Origin of the sequence: Streptomyces sp. P13-3-3 (assembly GCF_050571355.1) — a bacterium.
Taxonomy (GTDB): domain Bacteria; phylum Actinomycetota; class Actinomycetes; order Streptomycetales; family Streptomycetaceae; genus Streptomyces; species Streptomyces althioticus.
The window spans coordinates 5,752,288-5,774,000 of the sequence record NZ_CP192228.1; the positions used below are offsets into that span (position 1 = coordinate 5,752,288).

Annotated in this window: 16 protein-coding genes; 12 read left to right on the forward strand and 4 right to left on the reverse strand. The window is 71.8% G+C overall.

Going from position 1 to position 21,713, the window contains the following annotated elements:
- Positions 1 to 17 precede the first annotated feature (17 nt).
- Genes ACQZOG_RS25890 through ACQZOG_RS25905 form a run of 4 tightly spaced genes read right to left on the reverse strand, consistent with a single transcriptional unit; the run spans position 18 to position 5,631 of the window.
- Complete coding sequence (locus tag ACQZOG_RS25890) at positions 18 to 878, reverse strand: 2Fe-2S iron-sulfur cluster-binding protein (RefSeq protein WP_033273701.1); 861 nt, start codon at positions 876 to 878, stop codon at positions 18 to 20.
- Entirely contained in the window at positions 875 to 2,731 is a 1,857-nt protein-coding gene (locus tag ACQZOG_RS25895; RefSeq protein ID WP_058917328.1) for an NAD(P)H-dependent oxidoreductase subunit E, read from the reverse strand. The genes ACQZOG_RS25890 and ACQZOG_RS25895 overlap by 4 nt, the downstream gene beginning before the upstream one ends.
- 6 nt (positions 2,732 to 2,737) lie before the next feature.
- Complete coding sequence (locus ACQZOG_RS25900) at positions 2,738 to 4,663, reverse strand: molybdopterin oxidoreductase family protein (RefSeq protein WP_037642629.1); 1,926 nt, start codon at positions 4,661 to 4,663, stop codon at positions 2,738 to 2,740.
- The gene (locus ACQZOG_RS25905; protein ID WP_033273698.1) at positions 4,660 to 5,631 is read right to left on the reverse strand and encodes a 2-dehydropantoate 2-reductase; all 972 of its coding nucleotides are present in this window, start codon (positions 5,629 to 5,631) and stop codon (positions 4,660 to 4,662) included. Before ACQZOG_RS25905 ends, ACQZOG_RS25900 begins: the two co-directional genes overlap by 4 nt.
- A 179-nt stretch (positions 5,632 to 5,810) precedes the next feature.
- On the opposite strand from ACQZOG_RS25905, the gene ACQZOG_RS25910 reads away from it, so the two are divergent.
- From ACQZOG_RS25910 to ACQZOG_RS25965, 12 genes are all read left to right on the forward strand, one after another.
- Positions 5,811 to 7,163, forward strand: a complete 1,353-nt coding sequence (locus tag ACQZOG_RS25910) for an OFA family MFS transporter (RefSeq protein WP_037642632.1) — start codon at positions 5,811 to 5,813, stop codon at positions 7,161 to 7,163.
- Positions 7,132 to 7,272 (forward strand): MFS transporter small subunit, encoded by a 141-nt coding sequence (locus tag ACQZOG_RS25915; protein WP_167338186.1) that lies wholly within the window; start codon positions 7,132 to 7,134, stop codon positions 7,270 to 7,272. Before ACQZOG_RS25910 ends, ACQZOG_RS25915 begins: the two co-directional genes overlap by 32 nt.
- A 169-nt stretch (positions 7,273 to 7,441) precedes the next feature.
- Positions 7,442 to 8,386, forward strand: coding sequence for a beta-ketoacyl-ACP synthase III (locus ACQZOG_RS25920; protein WP_033273696.1), 945 nt, complete (start codon positions 7,442 to 7,444; stop codon positions 8,384 to 8,386).
- Between the two features lie 226 nt (positions 8,387 to 8,612).
- Positions 8,613 to 9,290, forward strand: coding sequence for a GntR family transcriptional regulator (locus ACQZOG_RS25925; RefSeq protein ID WP_033273695.1), 678 nt, complete (start codon positions 8,613 to 8,615; stop codon positions 9,288 to 9,290).
- 206 nt (positions 9,291 to 9,496) lie between these two features.
- Positions 9,497 to 10,678 (forward strand): ROK family protein, encoded by a 1,182-nt coding sequence (locus ACQZOG_RS25930; protein ID WP_033273694.1) that lies wholly within the window; start codon positions 9,497 to 9,499, stop codon positions 10,676 to 10,678.
- Positions 10,679 to 11,263: 585 nt separating this feature from the next.
- The gene (locus ACQZOG_RS25935; protein WP_430741853.1) at positions 11,264 to 11,533 is read left to right on the forward strand and encodes a hypothetical protein; all 270 of its coding nucleotides are present in this window, start codon (positions 11,264 to 11,266) and stop codon (positions 11,531 to 11,533) included.
- A gap of 227 nt (positions 11,534 to 11,760) precedes the next feature.
- Positions 11,761 to 13,284 carry a sugar ABC transporter ATP-binding protein gene (locus ACQZOG_RS25940; protein WP_033273692.1) on the forward strand — a complete coding sequence of 508 codons (1,524 nt, stop codon included), beginning with the start codon at positions 11,761 to 11,763 and terminating at the stop codon, positions 13,282 to 13,284.
- Positions 13,281 to 14,300, forward strand: coding sequence for an ABC transporter permease (locus tag ACQZOG_RS25945; protein WP_033273691.1), 1,020 nt, complete (start codon positions 13,281 to 13,283; stop codon positions 14,298 to 14,300). The genes ACQZOG_RS25940 and ACQZOG_RS25945 overlap by 4 nt, the downstream gene beginning before the upstream one ends.
- Before the next feature lie 17 nt (positions 14,301 to 14,317).
- Entirely contained in the window at positions 14,318 to 15,367 is a 1,050-nt protein-coding gene (locus ACQZOG_RS25950; RefSeq protein ID WP_033273690.1) for a substrate-binding domain-containing protein, read from the forward strand.
- A gap of 79 nt (positions 15,368 to 15,446) precedes the next feature.
- Positions 15,447 to 16,655, forward strand: coding sequence for a Gfo/Idh/MocA family protein (locus ACQZOG_RS25955; protein WP_051747724.1), 1,209 nt, complete (start codon positions 15,447 to 15,449; stop codon positions 16,653 to 16,655).
- A 15-nt stretch (positions 16,656 to 16,670) separates the two neighbouring features.
- Positions 16,671 to 17,669 carry a sugar phosphate isomerase/epimerase family protein gene (locus tag ACQZOG_RS25960; protein WP_037642637.1) on the forward strand — a complete coding sequence of 333 codons (999 nt, stop codon included), beginning with the start codon at positions 16,671 to 16,673 and terminating at the stop codon, positions 17,667 to 17,669.
- A 266-nt stretch (positions 17,670 to 17,935) separates the two neighbouring features.
- On the forward strand, positions 17,936 to 21,652 hold the full coding sequence (locus ACQZOG_RS25965; protein ID WP_033273687.1) for a ThuA domain-containing protein: 3,717 nt from the start codon (positions 17,936 to 17,938) through the stop codon (positions 21,650 to 21,652).
- Positions 21,653 to 21,713 lie beyond the last annotated feature (61 nt).

Genomic DNA, 21,713 nt, shown 5'->3' on the forward strand with positions numbered 1-21,713 from the left:
GTCCCTGTCCGTTCCGTTCAGTCCCGGTTCTGCACGTGCTGGTAGCCGAACCGGCCCTTGATGCACAGGTTGCCGTGGGTCACCGGGTTGTCGTGCGGCGACGTGACCTTCACGATCTCATTGTCCTGCACATGGAGCGTCAGGTTGCAGCCCACGCCGCAGTAGGCGCACACGGTCGTCGTGCGCGTCTGCCGCGACTCGTCCCACGTACCCGCCTCCCGCATGTCGAACTCCGACTTGAACGACAGCGCCCCCGTGGGGCACACCTCGATGCAGTTGCCGCAGTACACGCACGCCGAGTCGGTCAGCGGCGCGTCGTGCTCCACGGCGATACGGGCGTCGAAGCCGCGGCCCGCGACGGAGATCGCGAAGGTGTTCTGCCACTGGTCGCCGCAGGCGTCGACGCACTTGTAACAGAGGATGCATTTGCCGTAGTCGCGCACGTAGAGGTCGTTGTCGACGCGCGGCTCCTCGTTCACCCGGGCGGCGTCCGGGCCGAAGCGGTCCGGCTTCGCCTCGTACTCCTTCAGCCACTCGGCGACCCGGGGCGTCGTCGACAGGTCGACCGAGGAGGCGAGGAGCTCCAGGACGACCTTGCGGCTGTGCCGGGCCCGCTCGGTGCCGGTGCGCACCTCCATGCCCGCCTCGGCCTTGCGCGAGCAGGCCGGGACCAGCGTGCGCGCGCCCTCGACCTCGACCACGCAGACCCGGCAGGCGTTCTTCGGGGTGAGCGTGTCGCCCTCGCACAGCGTCGGGACGTCCTTGCCCGCGGCCCGGCAGGCGTCCAGGATCGTCGACCCCTCGGGCGCCCGGACCGGCTCACCGTCCAGGGTGAACTCCAGCAGACGGCGGGGGATCCCCAGCGGTGTCACGGTCATTCGTACGCCCCCAGACGGTCGATGGCGGATTCCACGGCGTTCCACGCGGTCTGGCCGAGACCGCAGATCGAGGCGTCCCGCATCGCGCGCCCGACCTCGCGCAGCAGCGTGATGTCGGCGGCCGCGTCCGCACCGGTGCGCTCGGCGATGCGGTGCAGTGCCTCCTCCTGGCGGACCGTGCCGACCCGGCAGGGCACGCACTGGCCGCAGGACTCGTCACGGAAGAACTCGGCGATGCGCAGCAGCAGGCGGGGGAGCGGGACGGTGTCGTCGAAGGCCATGACGACACCGGAGCCGAGGGTGGTGCCGGCTTCCCGGGTGCCTTCGAAGGTGAGCGGGATGTCCAGCTCGTCGGGGCGGACGAATCCGCCGGCGGCCCCGCCCAGCAGCACCGCCCGCAGGCCGTCCCGTACGCCGGCGAGCGTGAGGAGTTCGCCGAGCGTGGCGCCGAACGGCAGCTCGTAGATGCCCGGGCGGTCCACGCTCCCGGAGACGCAGAACAGCTTCGGGCCCGTGGACGCGCCGGTGCCGATCGCCGCGTACGCCTGCGCGCCCAGGGTGAGGACCGGCAGGACGTTGACCAGCGTCTCCACGTTGTTCGCCACCGTCGGCTTCCCGAACAGGCCCTTCTCCACCGGGAACGGCGGCTTGGAGCGCGGCTCGCCCCGGAACCCCTCGATGGAGTTGAACAGGGCCGTCTCCTCACCGCAGATGTAGGCGCCCGCACCGCGCCGGATCTCGATGTCGAAGGAGAACCCCTGGCCCAGGACGTCGTCGCCGAGCAGACCGCGCGCCCGCGCCTGCGCGATCGCGTGCTCCATGCGCTCCAGGGCCCGCGGGTACTCGCCGCGCAGATACAGGTAGCCGTGCCGGGCGCCGGTCGCGTACGCGGCGATCGTCATGGCCTCGACCAGCGCGTACGGGTCGCCCTCCATCAGCACCCGGTCCTTGAAGGTGCCCGGCTCGGACTCGTCGGCGTTGCACACCAGGTAGTGCGGGTGGTCCGGCTGCGAGGCGGTGGCCTGCCACTTGCGGCCGGTGGGGAAGGCCGCGCCGCCCCGGCCCAGCAGACCCGAGTCGGTCACCTCCCGGATCACCCCGGCGGGCCCGAGCCCGAAGGCGCGGCGCAGCGCCGTGTATCCGCCGTGCGCCCGGTAGTCGTCCAGGTCGGCGGGGTCCACCGTGCCGACGCGGCCCAGCAGGAGCAGTCCGGGGTCGGGCGCCTGGGGGACCGCCAGGGCGGCCGGGGGCTCCTCGGGGGCGTTCTCCGGGGCGAGCGCCGCGCGGACCACGGCGTCGGGCGCGGCGGGGGCGGACACCGCGGCCGCCCGTGTCACCCCGCCGCCGGCCGTCGCACCGGCCGCGTCCTCCCCGGCCCGCACCACCAGCGCCGCCGGGGCCCGCTCGCACAGACCCAGACACGGACTGCGCTCCACCGTCACCCCCGACTCAGGGCCCAGACGCGCCTCGGCCGCCTCGCACAGCCTCGGCGCGCCCGCCGCCGCGCAGGCCAGGTCCGTGCACACGTGCAGCACGGTGGCCGGGCGAGGGCGGACGGAGAACATGGAGTAGAACGTCGCCACCCCGTACGCCTCCGACGGCGGGACCGTCAGCCGGCGGCACAGGTAGTCAAGGCCGCCCTCGCTGATCCAGCCGACCCGGTCGTTCAGCGCGTGCAGCCCAGGCAGCAGCAGGTCGCGGCGGTCACGCGCGGCCCGTCCGCCGCGCGCCCACCTCAGGTCCGCGTCGGAGCGGTCGGCGCCCTCCCAGGACGACTCGGGCGGTCCGAGCAGGGCGTCGACGGCGGCGCGCTCCTCGTCGGTCGGTTTGCTGTCGCCGAAACGCAGGTCCACGCTCGCTCACCTCACGTGTGTCGGGGCCGGAAGCTTCTCGATCCGGATCGCCGACGCCTTGAACTCCGCCGTCCCCGCGATCGGGCAGTTCGCCTCGATCGTCAGCTGGTTGGTGTCCACCTCGTCGGGAAAGTGGAACGTCATGAACGCGAGCCCCGGCCGCAGCGCGGGGTCCACCCACACCGGCGCCCGCACGGACCCGCGCCGTGAGGCCACCAGCACTTCCTCACCCACCACGACCCCGTACCGCTCGGCGTCCTCGGGGGACAGCTCGACGTACTCGCCGCGCCGCAACGGGGAGGCGAAACTTCCGCTCTGCACACCGGTGTTGTAGGAGTCCAGGCGCCGTCCGGTGGTGAGCCGGACCGGGTAGTGCTCGTCGGTGAGGTCCACCGGCGGGTCGTGCTGCACGATCCCGAACGGCGCGGGCCGGCCCCGGCGTCCGGGGTCCTTCTCCCACAACCGGCCGTGCAAGTACGGCGGTTCCAGCCGGTCGGTGCTCGGACACGGCCACTGGATGCCCTGGTGCTCCTCGAGCCGCTCGTACGTCATGCCGTGGTGGTCCGGGGAGACCGAGCGCAGTTCGTTCCACACGGCCTCGGCGCCGTCGTACTTCCAGTCGTGGCCGAGGCGTCCGGCGAGGTCGCAGAGGATGTCGATGTCCTCGCGCGCCTCGCCGGGCGGCGTCACGGCACGGCGCACGCGCTGCACCCGGCGTTCGCTGTTGGTGGTGGTGCCGTCGGTCTCGGCCCAGCCTGCCGTCGCGGGCAGGACGACATCGGCCAGTTCGGCGGTCTTCGTCAGGAAGATGTCCTGCACCACCAGGAAGTCCAGCTCCTTCAGCCGGCGCACGGCCTGCTCGCTGTCCGCCTCCGACTGGGCCGGGTTCTCGCCGATGCAGTAGACGGCGCGCAGCGACCGGTCCTCCATCGCCTCGAACATCTCCGTCAGCGTCATCCCGTACCGGGGCTGGACGACGGTGTCCCAGGCGGCCTCGAACTTGGCGCGCACGCCCGGGTCGAGGAGGTCCTGGAAGCCGGGCAGCCGGTTGGGGATCGCCCCCATGTCGCCGCCGCCCTGCACGTTGTTCTGCCCGCGCAGCGGCTGGAGCCCCGATCCGTACCGTCCCACGTGCCCGGTCAGCAGCGCGAGGTTGATCAGGGCGCGCACGTTGTCGGTGCCGTTGTGGTGCTCGGTGATGCCCAGCGTCCAGCAGAGCTGGGCGCGTTCGGCTCGGGCGTAGGCGTGCGCCAGCTCCCGTATCGCGGCGGCCGGGACACCGGTCACCTTCGAGGCGAGGGACGGCGTCCACGGCTCGACGAGTGCCTTGTACTCCTCGTAACCGGTGGTGGCGCGCCGCACGAACGCCTCGTTGACCAGGCCCGCGTGGATGATCTCGCGGCCGATCGCGTGGGCCATCGCGATGTCCGTGCCGACGTTCAGCCCGAGCCAGCTCTCCGCCCACTCCGCGGTGGAGGTCCTGCGCGGGTCGACGGCGTACATCCGGGCGCCGTTGTGTATGCCCCTGAGGACGTGCTGGAAGAAGATCGGGTGCGCGAAGCGGGCGTTGGAGCCCCACATCACGACGACGTCGGTGTGCTCCACCTCCTCGTACGACGAGGTGCCGCCGCCCGAGCCGAACGCCGCCGACAGCCCGGCGACCGAGGGCGCGTGGCAGGTGCGGTTGCAGGAGTCGACGTTGTTGGTACCCATGACGACCCGGGCGAACTTCTGCGCCACGTAGTTCATCTCGTTGGTGGCGCGGGAGCAGGAGAACATGCCGAACGCGCCGCGCGCCGCCCCCAGTGCGCGCGCGGTGCGGTCCAGCGCCTCGTCCCAGGTCGCCCTGCGGAACGGCTCGTCCCGGGAGTCGCGGACGAGGGGATGGGTGAGGCGGGTGTAGGTCTTCGGGGTCCGGTCGCGTTTCCTCATGCGGCGCTCCTCAGCGCGAGCAGGTCGGACAGGGCGTGCACGGTGCGCAGGGTGGGCACGGGGACGCCCGTGATCTCCGCCAGCTCGACCACGGCCGCGAGCAGCACGTCGAGCTCCAGCGGTTTGCCGCGCTCCAGGTCCTGGAGCGTGGAGGTGCGGTGGTCGCCGACCTTCTCGGCGCCGGCCAGCCGCCGTTCGATGGACACGCCGACCTCGCAGCCGAGCGCGGTGGCGACGGCCAGGGTCTCGGCCATCATCGTCTCGATGACCCGGCGGGTGCCGCCGTGCAGGCACATCTGCCGCATGGTGGCCCGCACCAGGGCGCTGATCGGGTTGAAGGAGATGTTGCCCAGCAGCTTGAGCCAGATGTCGTTGCGCAGGTCCGGCTCGACCGGGCATTTCAGGCCGCCCGCCCGCATGGCCTCGCTCAGGGCGAGACAGCGCGGCGAGACGCTGCGGTCGGGTTCGCCGACCGAGAAGCGGGTGCCTTCCACATGGCGGACGACACCGGGCCGTTCGAGTTCGGTGGCCGCGTACACCACGCAGCCGACGGCCCGTTCGGGCGCGAGCACCGCACTGACCGCGCCGCCGGGGTCCACGCTCTCCAGCCGGCGTCCCTCGTACGGGCCGCCGTGCCGGTGGAAGTACCACCAGGGGATGCCGTTCTGGGCGGCCACCACGGCCGTCGTGCCGTGCAGCAGCGGCTCGATCAGCGGCCCGCACGCCGCGTACGAGTTCGCCTTCAGACCCAGGAACACGAAGTCGACCGGGCCGACCTCGGCCGGGTCGTCGGTGGCACGGGGACGCGCGGTGAAGTCGCCGCGCGGGCTCAGCACCCGTACCCCGTCCTGCCGCATGGCCGCCAGATGCGGTCCACGGGCGATGAGATGCACGTCGGCGCCCGCGCGGTGGAGCGCGGCACCCACGTAGGCGCCGATCGCACCGGCGCCGAGAACTGCGACTTTCATGGCGAAGGGAACTCCGTCCGGTCGAGGGACACCGAAGAACCAGGAGGATCGCCGAATCTCTGTCGACGAAATATTGTCTACAGTATGGAGACAAGGCCGACAAGGCTTTGTGCAGTACCGGTGGTTGTGCGCTCAACAGTCTTCTCAAGGAGCGGAGCGCTCCCTACGGTTGGGGATTCATGAGTCCCCCCGTCGCACCGCCGGGCTGGAGCCGCTGGCTCGTCCCGCCCGCCGCACTCGCCGTACACCTCTCCATCGGCCAGGCCTACGCCTGGAGCGTGTTCAAGCCCCCGCTGGAGTCCGCGCTCGACCTCAGCGGCACCCAGAGCGCGCTGCCCTTCCAGCTCGGCATCGTCATGCTCGGCCTGTCCGCGGCCTTCGGCGGCACCCTCGTCGAACGCCGGGGCCCCCGCTGGGCGATGACCGTCGCCCTGATCTGCTTCTCCTCCGGCTTCCTGCTCTCCGCGCTGGGCGCGGCCACCGAGCAGTACTGGCTGATCGTCTTCGGCTACGGCTTCGTCGGCGGCATCGGCCTGGGCATCGGCTACATCTCGCCCGTCTCCACGCTCATCAAGTGGTTCCCCGACCGGCCCGGCATGGCCACCGGCATCGCCATCATGGGATTCGGCGGCGGCGCGCTGATCGCCTCCCCCTGGTCGGCGCAGATGCTCGAATCGTTCGGCACCGACAACGTTGGCATCGCGTACGCCTTCCTCGTGCACGGGCTGACGTACGCCGTCTTCATGTCGCTCGGCGTGCTGCTGGTACGCGTGCCGCCCACCGCGCGGCCGGCCTCCGACGCGCCCGCCGTCACCGCCGGACCGCAGGTCTCCGCCCGGTCCGCCGTGCGCACCCCGCAGTTCTGGCTGTTGTGGCTCGTGCTCTGCATGAACGTGACCGCCGGCATCGGCATCCTGGAGAAGGCCGCGCCGATGATCACCGACTTCTTCGCGGACAGCTCCGCACCGGTGTCCGCCACGGCCGCCGCCGGGTTCGTCGCCCTGCTGTCCGCCGCCAACATGGCGGGCCGCATCGGCTGGTCCACCACCTCCGACCTCATCGGCCGGAAGAACATCTACCGCGTCTACCTGGGCGTCGGCGCGCTGATGTACGCCCTCATCTGGTCGCTCGGCGACTCCTCCAAACCGCTGTTCGTACTGGCCGCGCTCGTCATCCTCTCCTTCTACGGAGGCGGCTTCGCGACGGTCCCCGCCTACCTCAAGGACCTCTTCGGCACCTACCAGGTGGGCGCCATCCACGGCCGGCTGCTCACAGCCTGGTCCACGGCCGGCGTCCTCGGACCGCTCATCGTCAACTGGGTCGCCGACCGCCAGGAGGAGGCCGGCAAGCACGGCCCGTCCCTCTACGGGGTGTCCCTGGTCGTCATGATCGGGTTGCTGGCCGTCGGCTTCGTCGCCAACGAACTGGTCCGCCCCGTGCACCCGCGTCACCACGAACCCGCCGCCGGGACACCGGCCGAGACGTCGAAGGAGGCCGCCGATGACCGGCGAGAGCAGCCAGAGTCCGCCTGAACCCTCCCGTCGCGCGCTGATCGCCTTCGCCTGGCTCTGGGTGGGCCTCCCGCTCGCCTACGGCCTGTACGAGCTGGTGCGCAAGGCGACGCAGCTGTTCACCGGGTGACCGGCCGGTAGGGAAGGGGACGGGCGCGGGGACGCCTGACGGAAGCCCCTGGGGGCTGACGGAAGGCGACAAGCCTCGCGCCCGTTTCCTGTCGCTTCACCTGCACTCGTACCCGTGAGTCACTGATCAGACTGGTGCATCCCGCAACCGGATCACCGAGGGGATCACCATGAGCGGCTCGCGCATCACCGCCGTCGGCCACTACCAGCCCGCCCGGGTCCTGACCAACGAGGACCTCGCGGGCATGGTCGACACCAGCGACGCGTGGATCACGAGCCGCGTGGGCATCCGCACCCGGCACATCGCCGGGCCCGACGAGCCAGTCGACGAACTGGCCGCGCACGCCGCCGCCAAGGCGCTCGCCGCGGCCGGCCGGACGCCCGAAGAGATCGACCTGGTCCTGGTCGCCACGTCCACCGCGACCGACCGTTCGCCCAACATGGCGGCCCGCGTCGCCGCCCGCCTCGGCATGCCGGGCCCCGCCGTCATGGACGTCAACGTGGTGTGCGCCGGCTTCACCCACGCCCTCGCCACCGCCGACCACGCCGTGCGGGCCGGCGGGGCGGAGCGGGTGCTGGTGATCGGCGCCGACAAGATGTCCGACGTCACCGACTGGACCGACCGCACCACCTGCGTGCTCGTCGGCGACGGGGCGGGCGCGGCCGTCGTGGAGGCGGCGGCGGGCGCGGCGGACGGCATCGGTCCGGTGCTGTGGGGGTCGGTGCCGGAGATGGGCAACGCGGTGCGGATCGAGGGGACTCCTCCGCGGTTCGCGCAGGAGGGGCAGAGCGTCTACCGCTGGGCGACCACCCGGCTGCCGGAGTTCGCCCGACGCGCCTGCGAGAAGGCGGGCCTGACGCCCGAGGACCTCGCCGCGGTCGTGCTGCACCAGGCCAACCTGCGGATCGTGGAGCCCCTCGCGCGCCGGATCGGCGCCGTCAACGCCGTCGTCGCGCGGGACGTCGTCGACTCCGGCAACACGTCCGCCGCGAGCATTCCGCTCGCCTTCTCCAAACTCGTCGAGCAGGGCGCGGTGTCGAGCGGGGACCCGGTGCTGCTGTTCGGCTTCGGCGGCAACCTGTCGTACGCGGGGCAGGTCGTGCGCTGCCCGTGAGGAGGCGGGCCGGTGCCGTCCGCGAGCAGGCGGGCCGTGCGCTGCGGGGTGGTGAGCCGCCGGTGGGCGCGTCGGACGCGGCGTGCGCGACCCGGGTGTGACGAGGGCAACCCGAACGGGCTGCGGCGGTGCGCCGTAGACTGTAGACGAAAGACAATCACCCAGGACGTCTACGGCGTCACCGGTGTCCGCGACGGACGCGCGGCGCCGCCGAAGAGGGGGACCGATGTTGTCGACAGGACTGCCCCACGGGGCGGTGCCCCGGCTCGAACGGCCGGGCCCGCTGCGCGACCGCGTCTACGAGGCACTGCTCGAACTCATCACCACCCGCGCCCTCCAGCCGGGCCAGCACCTCGTCGAGAGCGAACTCGCCGGCCACCTCGGCGTCTCCCGTCAGCCGGTGCGCGAGGCGCTCCAGCGCCTCAACACCGAGGGGTGGGTCGATCTGCGCCCCGCACAGGGCGCGTTCGTGCACGAGCCGACGGAGGAGGAGGCCGACCAGCTCCTCACCGTGCGCACGCTGCTGGAGGCGGAGGCGGCCCGGCTCGCGGCGAGCAACGCCGACAGCAAGGGCGTCCGGGCGCTGGAGGACATCCTCGCCGAGGGCCTCGCGGCCGTCGAGGCGGACGACGTGGACGCCGCGGTGGCGCTCAACGCCCGTTTCCACGCCAAGGTGATGGAGCTCGCGGGCAACGCGGTCCTCGCCGAGCTGGCCGCCCAGGTCGACCGGCGGGTGCGCTGGTACTACACGCCCGTCGCCCGGCAGCGCGGCGAACAGTCCTGGATCGAGCACCGTGAGCTGATCGCCGCGATCGCCGCGCGGGACGAACAGTCGGCCACGCGGCTGATGCGCGAACACACCGAGCACACGCGGCGGTCGTACCACGCGCGGGAGGACTCCTGAGGGGCTTTCGCCCGGCCTGAGCGGGGTCGTCCCGGGCCCCGCACCCCCTCCTTTGTCCTGAGAGTGGAAAAAGTAGGGGGCAATTCCTGCGCGACTTCTTCCCACCTCCGGCAGGCGCTGCTACTTTCCCATCCGAAAGCACGCCACGCACGTGGCCGGAATCCGGCGCGCACAGCCGATGAGGCGGGGAGGGGCTCGTGAGACGCATGACAGCGCGACCCGCGAACGCCCATCAGGCACGACTGCTCCGGCTGTTGCGCGACGGAGGTCCCAACTCCCGCGCCCAGCTGGGCGACCAGGTCGACCTCTCCCGGTCGAAACTGGCCGTGGAGGTGGACCGGCTGCTGGAGACGGAACTCGTCGTGGCCGACGGACTCGCCGCCTCGCGCGGCGGGCGCCGCTCCCACAACATCCGGCTCAACCCGCACCTGCGCTTCCTCGGCGTCGACATCGGCGCCACCTCGGTCGACGTCGCCGTCACCAATGCCGAGCTGGAGATCCTCGGGCACATCAACCAGCCGATGGACGTGCGCGAGGGACCGGTCGCGGTCTTCGAGCAGGTGCTGTCCATGGCCGCCAAGCTGAGGGCCACCGGGCTCGCGGAAGGGTTCGACGGCGCCGGCATCGGCGTCCCCGGGCCGGTCCGCTTCCCCGAGGGCATCCCGGTCGCGCCGCCGATCATGCCCGGCTGGGACGGCTTCCCCGTGCGGGAGGCGCTCAGCCAGGAGCTGGGCTGCCCGGTCATGGTCGACAACGACGTGAACCTCATGGCGCTGGGGGAGCAGCACGCGGGCGTCGCCCGCACCGTCGCCGACTTCCTCTGCGTCAAGATCGGCACCGGCATCGGGTGCGGCATCGTCGTCGGCGGCGAGGTGTACCGCGGGACAACGGGCAGCGCGGGCGACATCGGGCACATCCAGGCCGTGCCCGACGGACGCCCCTGCGCCTGCGGCAACCGCGGCTGCCTCGAGGCGCACTTCTCCGGCGCGGCCCTCGCGCGGGACGCCACGGAGGCCGCCGAGCAGCAGCGCTCGCCCGAACTCGCCGCCCGGTTCGAGGCGAACGGCACGCTCAGCGCCGTCGACGTCGCCGCCGCGGCCGCCGCCGGCGACGCCACCGCCCTCGACCTCATCCGCGAGGGCGGCAACCGCACCGGGCAGGTCATCGCCGGCCTGGTCAGCTTCTTCAACCCCGGCCTTGTGGTGATCGGCGGCGGGGTGACGGGCCTCGGCCACACCCTGCTCGCCGCGATCCGCACCCAGGTCTACCGAGGCTCGCTGCCCCTGGCGACGGGCAACCTCCCCATCGTGCTTGGTGAGTTGGGCCCCACCGCCGGAGTCATCGGCGCGGCCCGCCTCATCAGCGACCACCTGTTCTCACCCGCCTAGCCGGCGCGGCTACGGCCACCACCGCACCGGCGCGACCCAGCACCACCCGGGGCGAGTTCACCCGCCCCGGCACCAGCACCGACCGAGGCGGGCCCGCCCGCCCCGGCACCACCCGGTGCGGGCACCCCGCCCGCACCGACCCGAAGCTGCACCACCCGCCGGCACGGGCCGCCCGTACCGGCGCGCAAGGCACCACGCCGGCGCGACAGCCAGCCGCACCGGCACGCAGCACGACCCGCCGGTGCGGAAGCCGCCCGTACCGGCCACCTCGCCGGAGCGACCGCCAGCCGTACCGGCGTGCAGCACCACCGTGCCCACGAGCCGGCCGCCGGCGCGCGGCGCACGACGTGCCAGGTCGGGAGCCGCTCGTCCTGGTACGTGACGGTCCACCGACCGGTACGGGAGCCCCCGCACCGGCGTGTGGAGCATCACCGTGCCGGTGCGACCGCCAGCCGCGCCGGCGTGCAGCACCACTGTGCCCACGAGCCGGCCGCCGGCGCGCGGCGCACGACGTGCCAGGTCGGGAGCCGCTCGTCCTGGTCCGTGACGGTCCACCGACCGGTACGGGAGCCACCCCGCACCGGCGTGCAGGACCACCGTGCCGGTGCGGCCGCCAACCGCGCCGGCGTGCAGGACCACCGTGCCGGTGCGACCGCCATCCGCGTCGGCACGCAGCACGACCGTGCCGGTGCGACCGCCATCCGCGTCGGCACGCAGCACGACCGTGCCGGTGCGACCGCCATCCGCGTCGGCACGCAGCATCACCGTGCCGGTGCGGCCGCCACCCGCGTCGGCGCGCAGTACGACCCGCCGGGCCGGAAGCCGCCCGTACCGGCAGTGAACGCCTCACCGTGAACGCGGGGCCCGGCCCCGCACGCCGCCGGCACGGCCCCGTACCGGCACGAGCCGCACCACCCGCCCCGAACAGCGCACCACCACCACCGCCGCCGCTCTGCTCCGCCCTGCCCGAAAACGCTTGCTCCGCTAGGGAGTCAGGAAAGCCGGCCGGCCCCGTCAGGGGCCAGGCACCGCTTGCCCCGTGAGGGGACACCACCCCCGTCCGCCCGCCGAGGGGAATCCGCATGGCACCAGAAGCACCGCTGCTCAGCATGTCCGGCATCACCAAGTCGTTCCCGGGAGTCCGGGCCCTGGACGGCGTCGACCTCGACGTCCAGGCCGGCGAGGTGCACTGTCTGCTCGGCCAGAACGGCGCCGGGAAGTCGACGCTCATCAAGGTCCTGGCCGGCGCCCACCAGCCCGACACGGGCACCATCAGCTGGCGCGGGGACGACGTCACCCTGCGCTCGCCGATCGCCGCCATGCGCCTCGGCATCGCCACCATCTACCAGGAACTCGACCTGGTGGAGCACCTGTCGGTCGCGGAGAACGTCCACCTCGGGCACGAGCCCACCGCCGCCGGCTTCGTCGTCCGGGGAAGGGCGGCACGCGCGTCCACCGCGGAACTGCTCCAGCGCCTCGGGCACCCCGAGATCGACCCCGGCCGCCTGGTCGGCGACCTCTCCGCCGCGCACCAGCAGATCGTGTCCATGGCCCGCGCCCTCTCCCACGACGTGCGGCTCATCGTGATGGACGAGCCGTCCGCCGCCCTCGACCCGGACGAGGTCGACAACCTCTTCCGCATCGTCGGCGACCTGACCGCCGCCGGCGTCGCCGTCGTCTACATCTCCCACCGCCTGGAGGAGATCCGCCGCATCGGCGACCGCGTGACCGTCCTGAAGGACGGCCGCGCGGTGGCCCGCGGGCTGCCCGCCAAGTCGACGCCCACCAGCGAGGTGGTGTCGCTGATGACGGGCCGCAACGTCGAGTACGTCTTCCCGCCCCGCCCGGACACCCCGCCGGTCAAGGCCGCCGAGCCGGTGCTCACCGTGGAGAACCTGTCCCGGCGCGGCGAGTTCGCCCCGCTCGACCTCCAGGTGCGCCCCGGCGAGATCGTCGGACTCGCGGGCCTCGTCGGGTCCGGGCGCTCCGAGATCCTCGAGACGATCTACGGCGCCCGCAAGCCCGACACCGGCCGCGTCCTCGTCGACGGCAGACCCCTGCGCCCGGGCAGCGTCCGCGCCGCCGTCCGCGCCGGACTGGGCCTCGCCCCCGAGGAACGCAAGGCGCAGGCCCTGCTGATGCTGGAGTCGGTCACCCGCAACGTGTCCGTCTCCTCCATGTCCCGCTTCGCGCGGGCCGGCTGGATCGACCGCGGCGCCGAACTGGGGGCGGCGCGCGCGGCTGTCCGGGAGCTGTCCCTGCGGCCCGACAACCCCGACGTGCCCGTGCGCACCCTGTCCGGCGGCAACCAGCAGAAGGCCGTCCTCGCCCGCTGGCTGCTGCGCGGCTGCCGGGTGCTGCTGCTGGACGAACCCACCCGCGGCGTCGACGTCGGCGCGCGGGCCGAACTGTACGCCGTGGTACGGCGGCTGGCGGACGAAGGGCTCGCCGTGCTGCTGGTCTCCAGCGAGGTGCCCGAGGTCCTCGGCCTCGCCGACCGCGTGCTGGTGCTGCGCGAGGGCTCCGTCGTCCACACGGCGCCCGCCCGCGAACTCGACGAACACCGTGTACTCGACCTGGTCATGGAAGGAAGCCCGGCGTCATGACGCAGAACGTCTCCCCGCCGCGGGACAGCACCTCCAAGGTGCCGTCGGCCGGCGAACAGCCCGCCTGGCGGGCCGTGTTGTTCCGCGCCGACGTGCGCACCCTGTCCCTGCTCGGCGTGCTCGCCGTACTCGTCCTCATCGGCGGCCTCACCAAGCCGGACCAGTTCCTGGACACCCGCAACCTCCAGCTGGTCCTCACCCAGGCGTCCGTCATCGGCGTCGTCACCGTCGGCATGACCTTCGTCATCATCTCCGGCGGCATCGACCTGTCGGTCGGCGCGATCGTCGCCCTCGCCTCGGTGTGGGCGACCACTGTCGCCACCCAGGAGTACGGCTTCGCCGGCATCCTCTTCACCGCCGTCCTGGTCGGACTCGGCTGCGGCCTCGTCAACGGCGTGCTCATCGCGTACGGGGGGATGGTGCCGTTCATCGCCACCCTCGCCATGCTCGCCTCCGCCCGCGGCCTCGCCCTCCAGATCACCGACGGACGCACGCAGATCGTCACCGTCGACAGCGTCCTCGACCTCGGCGAGCGCGACGCCTACGTGCTGGGCGTCCCCCCGCTGGTGCTGGTGTTCGCCGCGGTCACCGTCGTCGGCTGGCTGGTGCTCAACCGCACCACCTTCGGCCGCCGCTCCGTCGCCGTCGGCGGCAACGCGGAAGCCGCCCGCCTGGCCGGCATCGACGTCCGCCGCCAGCGCCTCTACCTGTACCTGCTGTCCGGGCTGTGCTGCGGCATCGCCGCCTTCCTGCTGATCGTGCTGGCGGGCTCGGGCCAGAACACCAACGGCAACCTCTACGAACTCGACGCCATCGCCGCCGCGATCATCGGCGGCACCCTGCTCACCGGGGGCCGCGGCACCATCGTCGGCTCCGTCCTCGGCGTCCTGATCTTCACCACCATCACCAACATCTTCGCCCTGAACAACCTGCAGACCGACGTCCAGCAGATCGCCAAGGGCGCGATCATCGTCGCCGCCGTGCTGGTCCAGCGGCGTACCGCGAGCACGACCTGAGGGAAGGGTTCACCGCCATGCCAGAGCCGACGTTCACCAGCCGCAGAGGGCTCCTCTTCGGAGCCGCCGCCGTCTCCGCCGGCGCCCTCGTCACCGGCTGCACCAGCAACGAGCCCAGCGGGGGCGGCGAGTCCGCCGCCAACAACCAGCCGGCCGCCGACGACAAGCCCGGCAAGCAGGTCACCATCGGCTTCGCCGGACCGCAGGCCGACCACGGCTGGCTCAACGCCATCAACGACAACGCCAAGCAGCGCGCCGAGAAGTACTCCGACGTCACCCTGGAGATCACCGAGGGCTCCAACGACACCGCCCAGCAGATCGGCCAGATCGAGACCCTCATCAACAAGAAGGTCGACGTCCTGGTGATCCTGCCGGCCGACGGCAAGGCCCTCACCCAGGTCGGACTGAAGGCGATGCGCGCCGGCATCCCGGTCGTCAACCTCGACCGCGTCTTCAACACCCCGCAGGCGTACCGCTGCTGGGTCGGCGGCGACAACTACGGCATGGGCCTCAACGCCGGTCACTACATCGGCGAGAAGCTCAAGGGCAAGCAGGACGCCAAGGTGATCGAGCTGGCCGGACTGGACAACCTGGAGCTGACCAAGCAGCGCACCCAGGGCTTCGACGACGCCCTGAAGAACTACCCGAACATCCGCAAGGTGGCCCGCCAGGCCGCCGAGTTCACCGTCGAGTCGGGCCAGGCCAAGATGGCACAGCTGCTCCAGGCCCAGTCGCAGTTCGACGCGCTGTGGAACCACGACGACGACCAGGGCGTGGGCGCCCTGCGCGCCATCGAGCAGGCCGGCCGCGACGACTTCCTGATGGTCGGCGGCGCCGGCGCGCTCTCCGCGTTCGAGGCCATCAAGGCCGACAACGGCGTCCTGAAGGCCACGGTCCTGTACCCGCCGACGATGGCCGCCTCCGCGATCGACCTCGCCCGCGCCCTCGGCCAGGGCAAGGGCGTAGGGGGCCTCGCCGAGTTCGAGATCCCCTCGTCGGTGACCTGCTACTCGGCCGTCGTCGACAAGGAGAACGTCGACCAGTACATGCCCACCGGGTTCAAGTGAGGAGCCCCGCCCCACGGGCCTGACCAGCCCACCGGGCGGGGACCGCCCCGCCCGTCACCACGACGAGGAGGACATTCGAATGGCACAGCCGCAAGCGTCCGAAGGGGCGGAAACGGGGAAGCCACCGCTGCGCATCGGCATGGTCGGTTACGCCTTCATGGGCGCCGCCCACTCCCAGGGCTGGCGCACCGTGGGACGCGTCTTCGACCTGCCGCTCCGCCCCGAGATGGCCGTGATCTGCGGCCGGGACGCCGACGCCGTGCGGGCGGCGGCCGACCGGCACGGCTGGGCGGAGGCCGAGACCGACTGGCGCGCCCTGGTGGAGCGCGACGACATCGACCTCGTCGACATCTGCACCCCCGGTGACAGCCACGCCGCGATCGCGCTGGCCGCGCTGGCCGCGGGCAAGCACGTGCTGTGCGAGAAGCCCCTCGCCAACACCGTCGCGGAGGCCGAGGCGATGGCCCGTGCCGCCCAGGAGGCGCGGGACCGCGGCCAGGCCGCCATGGTCGGCTTCAACTACCGACGGGTGCCCGCCACCGCGCTGGCCCGGCGGATGGTCGAGGAGGGCCGCATCGGCACCCTCCGGCACGTGCGGGTGGTCTACCTCCAGGACTGGCTGGTGGACCCGCAGTTCCCGCTCACCTGGCGGCTGCGCAGGGAACAGGCGGGCTCCGGCTCGCTCGGCGACCTCGGCGCGCATATCGTCGACCTCGCCCAGTACCTGGCGGGGGAGCGGCTCGCGGGAGTCTCCGCGCTCACCGAGACGTTCGTCCGAGAGCGGCCGCTGCCCACCGCGCCGAGCAGCGGCCTGGCCGCCGTCTCCGCGGCCGGCACCGGACCGGTCACCGTCGACGACGCCGCCCTGTTCACCGGCCGGTTCGCCTCCGGCGCCCTCGCCTCCTTCGAGGCCACCCGGTACGCCACCGGACGCAAGAACGCCCTGCGGATCGAACTCAACGGCGAGCGCGGCTCGCTCGCCTTCGACCTGGAGCGGCTCAACGAACTCGAATACCACGACGGCACCGGGGACGCCGCGCACGGCGGCTTCCGCCGCATCCTCGTCACCGAGCCCGACCACCCCTACCTGGACGCCTGGTGGCCGCCGGGCCACGGGCTCGGCTACGAGCACACCTTCGCGCACCAGGCCCGCGACCTGGTGCACGCCATCGCCGAAGGCCGCGGCCCGGAACCGTCCTTCGCGGACGGACTCCAGGTGCAGCGCGTCCTCGCGGCGGTGGAGGAGAGCGCGGAGAAGAACGCCGTCTACACCCCGATCGCCGCCTGAGGAGGACGGATACGGATGTCGCGCAACTTCACCCTGTTCACCGGCCAGTGGGCCGACCTTCCGCTCGAGGAGGTCTGCCGGCTCGCCCGTGACTTCGGCTACGACGGCCTCGAACTCGCCTGCTGGGGCGACCACTTCGAGGTGGACAAGGCCCTCGCCGACCCGTCCTACGTGGCCGGCCGCCATCAGCTGCTCGACAAGTACGGCCTGAAGTGCTGGGCGGTCTCCAACCACCTGGTGGGCCAGGCCGTCTGCGACGCCATCATCGACGAACGCCACCAGGGCATCCTGCCCGCCCGCATCTGGGGCGACGGCGAGCCCGAGGGCGTACGGCAGCGGGCCGCCGCCGAGATCAAGGACACCGCGCGGGCTGCGGCCCTGCTCGGCGTCGACACGGTGATCGGGTTCACCGGCTCCGCCATCTGGCACCTGGTCGCCATGTTCCCGCCCGCCCCCGAGTCGATGATCGAGCGCGGCTACGAGGACTTCGCCGAGCGCTGGAACCCGATCCTGGACGTCTTCGACGCGGAGGGCGTGCGCTTCGCCCACGAGGTCCACCCCAGCGAGATCGCGTACGACTACTGGACCACCGTGCGCGCCCTAGACGCGGTGGACCGGCGCCCGGCGTTCGGGCTGAACTTCGACCCGTCGCACTTCGTCTGGCAGGACCTCGACCCGGTCGGCTTCCTGTGGGACTTCCGGGACCGCATCTACCACGTCGACTGCAAGGAGGCCCGCAAGCGCCTCGACGGCCGCAACGGCCGCCTCGGCTCCCACCTGCCCTGGGGAGACCCCCGCCGCGGCTGGGACTTCGTCTCCGCGGGGCACGGCGACGTGCCCTGGGAGGACGTCTTCCGCATGCTGCGCTCCATCGACTACGGGGGCCCGGTCTCCGTGGAGTGGGAGGACGCCGGCATGGACCGCCTCCAGGGCGCCCCCGAGGCCCTGAAGCGTCTCAAGGCCTTCGACTACGAACCCCCGAGCGCGTCCTTCGACGCGGCGTTCAACAGCTGAGGGACGGGCCCGACCGCAGGTGGTGACGGGGGCCGGCGCTGTCGCCGGTCCCCGGTCCGGCATGCCCTCACGCCGCTTTGTCCTGTTGAGGGAAAAAGTTCAACCAGGCGCGGTCCAAGGGGTGTTCCGCCAGGAAGAACGCGGTTACCGTCCCTGAGTGTTCAGGGCACCCACGCCTCCGGGGTGACGGCGCACCCCGGCGCCCGCACGCACCGCACGATCAGCACCTGTTCCGTACGGCCCCATCCCGTTCCCGGAGGGACTTCGTGCACAGAAGAAGACTGAAATCGACCCGCACCGCCACACGCCCCGTCTTCCGCACCACGCTCGCCCTGGTCACCGGCCTGCTGCTGGCCGTGGGCACCCCGGCCACCGTGGCCGGCGCCCACCCCGGGCACCCGGAGCACGACGAACCGGTCGCGGCCGAGGGGCAGTTCCAGCAGGTGCCGCTCGCCAAGGGCGAGCCCGAGATGGGCGAGCCCATGTCGCTCGCCGTCCTCCCGGACCGCAGCGTCCTGCACACCTCACGGGACGGCACCCTGCGCCTCACCGACGCGGGCGGCACCACCAAGGTGGCCGGCCGTCTCGACGTGTACAGCCACGACGAGGAGGGCCTCCAGGGCGTCGGGGTGGACCCCGACTTCGAGAACAACCGGGCGATCTACCTCTACTACGCCCCGCCGCTCGACACGCCCGCCGGTGACGCCCCGGAGACCGGCACCGCCGAGGACTTCGCAAAGTTCGACGGCGTCAACCGCCTCTCCCGGTTCACCCTGAACCCCAACGGCACCCTGGACCTGTCCAGCGAGAAGAAGATCCTGGACGTCGCCGCCTCCCGCGGCACCTGCTGCCACGTCGGCGGCGACATCGACTTCGACGCCGAGGGCAACCTCTACCTGTCCACCGGCGACGACACCAACCCGTTCGCCTCCGACGGCTACACGCCGATCGACGAGCGCGACAACCGCAACCCCGCCTTCGACGCGCGCCGCAGCTCCGGCAACACCAACGACCTGCGCGGCAAGATCCTGCGGATCAAGGTGAACGAGGACGGCTCCTACGACATCCCGGAGGGTAACCTCTTCCCGCCGGGCACCGAGAAGACCCGCCCCGAGATCTACGCGATGGGCTTCCGCAACCCGTTCCGCATCAGCGTCGACGAGAAGACCGGCATCGTCTACGTCGGCGACTACGGCCCCGACGCCGGCGCCGCCAGCCCCACCCGCGGCCCGGCCGGACAGGTCGAGTTCGCCAAGGTGACGAAGGCCGCCAACTTCGGCTGGCCGTTCTGCACCGGCGACAACGACCCCTACGTCGACTACGACTTCGCCACCGGCACCTCCGGCGACGCGTTCGACTGCTCCGCGCCGAAGAACACCTCCCGGCACAACACCGGCCTGGTCGACCTGCCGCCCGCCCAGCCCGCCTGGATCCCCTACGACGACGACTCCGTCCCCGAGTTCGGCAGCGGCTCCGAGTCCCCGATGGGCGGCCCGGTCTACCGCTACGACCCGGACCTGGAGTCCTCGGTGAAGTTCCCCGAGGAGTTCGACGGCGACTTCTTCGCCGGCGAGTTCGGGCGCCGCTGGATCAAGCGCATCGAGCAGAACGAGGACGGCTCGGTCGCGAAGATCAACGACTTCCCGTGGACCGGCACGCAGATCATGGACATGGACTTCGGCCCCGACGGCGCGCTCTACGTCCTCGACTACGGCCTGTCCTGGTTCCAGGGCGACGAGTTCTCCGGGCTGTACCGCATCGAGAACGCCGAGGACGGCTTCTCCCCGATCGTCGGGGCGAGCGCCGACCGCACGTCCGGCGCGGCCGGCCTGAAGGTCACGTTCACCGCCACCGCGGAGGACGCCGACTCCCCGGACCTCACCTACGCCTGGGACTTCGGCGACGGCACCAAGGGCGAGGGGCTCAACCCCACCCACAAGTACAAGAAGACCGGCACCTACACGGCGACCTTCACCGCCACCGACCCCGAGGGCAACACCGGCAACGCGAGCGTCCGGATCGTCGTCGGCAACACCGAGCCCAAGGTGAGGATCGACGTCCCGGGCAACGGCACCCTGGCCGCCTTCGGCGAACCCGTGCCGTTCAAGGTGACCGTCACCGACCCCGAGGAGCAGATCGACTGCTCCAAGGTCAAGGTCGCCTACAGCCTCGGCCACGACTCCCACGCCCACGAGCTCACCAGCGAGACGGGCTGTGAGGGCACCCTCAACCCGCCCCCGGGTGACGGCGGCCACGACCCCAACGCCAACATCTACGGCGTCGTCGGCGCCAGTTACACCGACGGCGGCGCCAACGGCCAGGAGGCGCTGACGGGTACCGCCCGCACCGTGCTCCAGCCGCTGCACCGCCAGGCCGAGCACTTCTCCGAGCAGTCCGGCGTCAACGTCATCGACAAGACGCAGGCCAACGGCGGCAAGACGGTCGGCGACATCAACGACGGCGACTGGATCTCCTTCACGCCCTACCGCTTCGACGGGCAGAAGAAGATGATCGTCCGGGCCTCCTCCGGCGGCTCCGGCGGCTACATCGAGCTGCGCACCGGCTCCCCCGAGGGCCCGCTGCACGGCTCGGCGTACATCCCGCCGACCGGCAGCTGGGAGACGTTCCAGGACGTCGACGTGCCGCTGCGGGCACTGCCGAAGAAGACCACCGAGATCTACCTGGTCTTCAAGGGCGGTGACGGTGCGCTGTTCGACGTGGACGACTTCGAGTTCTCCACGGAGCCGTTCAAGCAGGGCAAGAAGGTCCTGGTCTTCTCCAAGACCGCCGGCTTCCGGCACGACTCCATCGGGGAAGGCGTCGAGGCCCTGAAGGACCTCGGCGGCCCCGCCGGCATCTCGGTCACCGCGACCGAGGAGGCCGGACAGTTCACCACCGCCAACCTCGCCAAGTACGACGCGGTCGCCTTCCTGTCCACCACCGGTGACGTCCTGAACGCCGACCAGCAGAAGGCGTTCGAGAACTACGTCAAGAACGGGGGCGGCTACATGGGCATCCACGCCGCCGCCGACACCGAGTACGACTGGGAGTTCTACGGCGGTCTCGTCGGCGCGTACTTCGACTCGCACCCGGCCATCCAGAAGGCCACCGTGCGCGTCGAGGACCACGACCACCCGGCCACCGCGCACCTGGAGGACACCTGGGAGCGCACGGACGAGTGGTACAACTACCGCACCAACCCGCGTGATCAGGCCAAGGTCCTCGCCACCCTGGACGAGACCACCTACCAGGGCGGGAACATGAAGGGCGACCACCCGATCGCCTGGTGCCAGAGCTACGGCGGCGGCCGCTCCTTCTACACCGGCGGCGGCCACACCAAGGAGTCGTACGCCGACGAGGCCTTCCGCGCCCACCTGCTCGGCGGCCTCCAGTACGCCACCGGTCAGGTGAAGGCGGACTGCAAGCCGGACAAGGGCTACCGGAAGATCTTCAACGGCCAGACCCTGGACGGCTGGAAGCAGGCCGGCCCCGGCAAGTTCGTCGTCAAGGACGGCGGGGTCATGGAGTCCGAGGGCGGCATGGGCCTCCTCTGGTACCAGGCCAAGGAGCTGACGTCGTACTCGCTGAAGCTCGACTGGAAGATGCGCGGTGACGACAACTCCGGCGTCTTCGTGGGCTTCCCGGCCTCCGACGACCCGTGGTCGGCGGTCGACCGGGGCTACGAGGTCCAGATCGACGCGACGGACGAGGTGGACCGCACCACGGGTGCGATCTACACGTTCAAGGCGGCGAACATCAAGGCCCGTGACCAGGTGCTGCGCCCGCCGGGGCAGTGGAACTCCTACGAGATCAAGGTCAAGGGCGAACGGCTCCAGGTGTTCCTCAACGGGGTGAAGATCAACGACTTCACCAACAAGGACCCGCAGCGGAGCCTGACCGACGGCTACATCGGCCTGCAGAACCACGGTCCTGACGACAAGGTCTCCTTCCGCAACATCCAGCTGAAGGAACTGCCCTCCTAGGGGCCCGAGAACGGCGGCGGGCGGGCGGACGCCGGACCCCCGCCCGCCGCCTCCCTCCGGG

Coding starts and splice junctions, on each gene's coding strand:
- ACQZOG_RS25890 (WP_033273701.1), bottom strand. CDS start 878: ATGACCGTGACACCGCTGGGGATCCCCCGCCGTCTGCTGGAGTTCACC.
- ACQZOG_RS25900 (WP_037642629.1), bottom strand. CDS start 4,663: ATGAGGAAACGCGACCGGACCCCGAAGACCTACACCCGCCTCACCCAT.
- ACQZOG_RS25905 (WP_033273698.1), bottom strand. CDS start 5,631: ATGAAAGTCGCAGTTCTCGGCGCCGGTGCGATCGGCGCCTACGTGGGT.
- ACQZOG_RS25910 (WP_037642632.1), top strand. CDS start 5,811: ATGAGTCCCCCCGTCGCACCGCCGGGCTGGAGCCGCTGGCTCGTCCCG.
- ACQZOG_RS25915 (WP_167338186.1), top strand. CDS start 7,132: ATGACCGGCGAGAGCAGCCAGAGTCCGCCTGAACCCTCCCGTCGCGCG.
- ACQZOG_RS25920 (WP_033273696.1), top strand. CDS start 7,442: ATGAGCGGCTCGCGCATCACCGCCGTCGGCCACTACCAGCCCGCCCGG.
- ACQZOG_RS25925 (WP_033273695.1), top strand. CDS start 8,613: ATGTTGTCGACAGGACTGCCCCACGGGGCGGTGCCCCGGCTCGAACGG.
- ACQZOG_RS25930 (WP_033273694.1), top strand. CDS start 9,497: ATGACAGCGCGACCCGCGAACGCCCATCAGGCACGACTGCTCCGGCTG.
- ACQZOG_RS25940 (WP_033273692.1), top strand. CDS start 11,761: ATGGCACCAGAAGCACCGCTGCTCAGCATGTCCGGCATCACCAAGTCG.
- ACQZOG_RS25945 (WP_033273691.1), top strand. CDS start 13,281: ATGACGCAGAACGTCTCCCCGCCGCGGGACAGCACCTCCAAGGTGCCG.
- ACQZOG_RS25950 (WP_033273690.1), top strand. CDS start 14,318: ATGCCAGAGCCGACGTTCACCAGCCGCAGAGGGCTCCTCTTCGGAGCC.
- ACQZOG_RS25955 (WP_051747724.1), top strand. CDS start 15,447: ATGGCACAGCCGCAAGCGTCCGAAGGGGCGGAAACGGGGAAGCCACCG.
- ACQZOG_RS25960 (WP_037642637.1), top strand. CDS start 16,671: ATGTCGCGCAACTTCACCCTGTTCACCGGCCAGTGGGCCGACCTTCCG.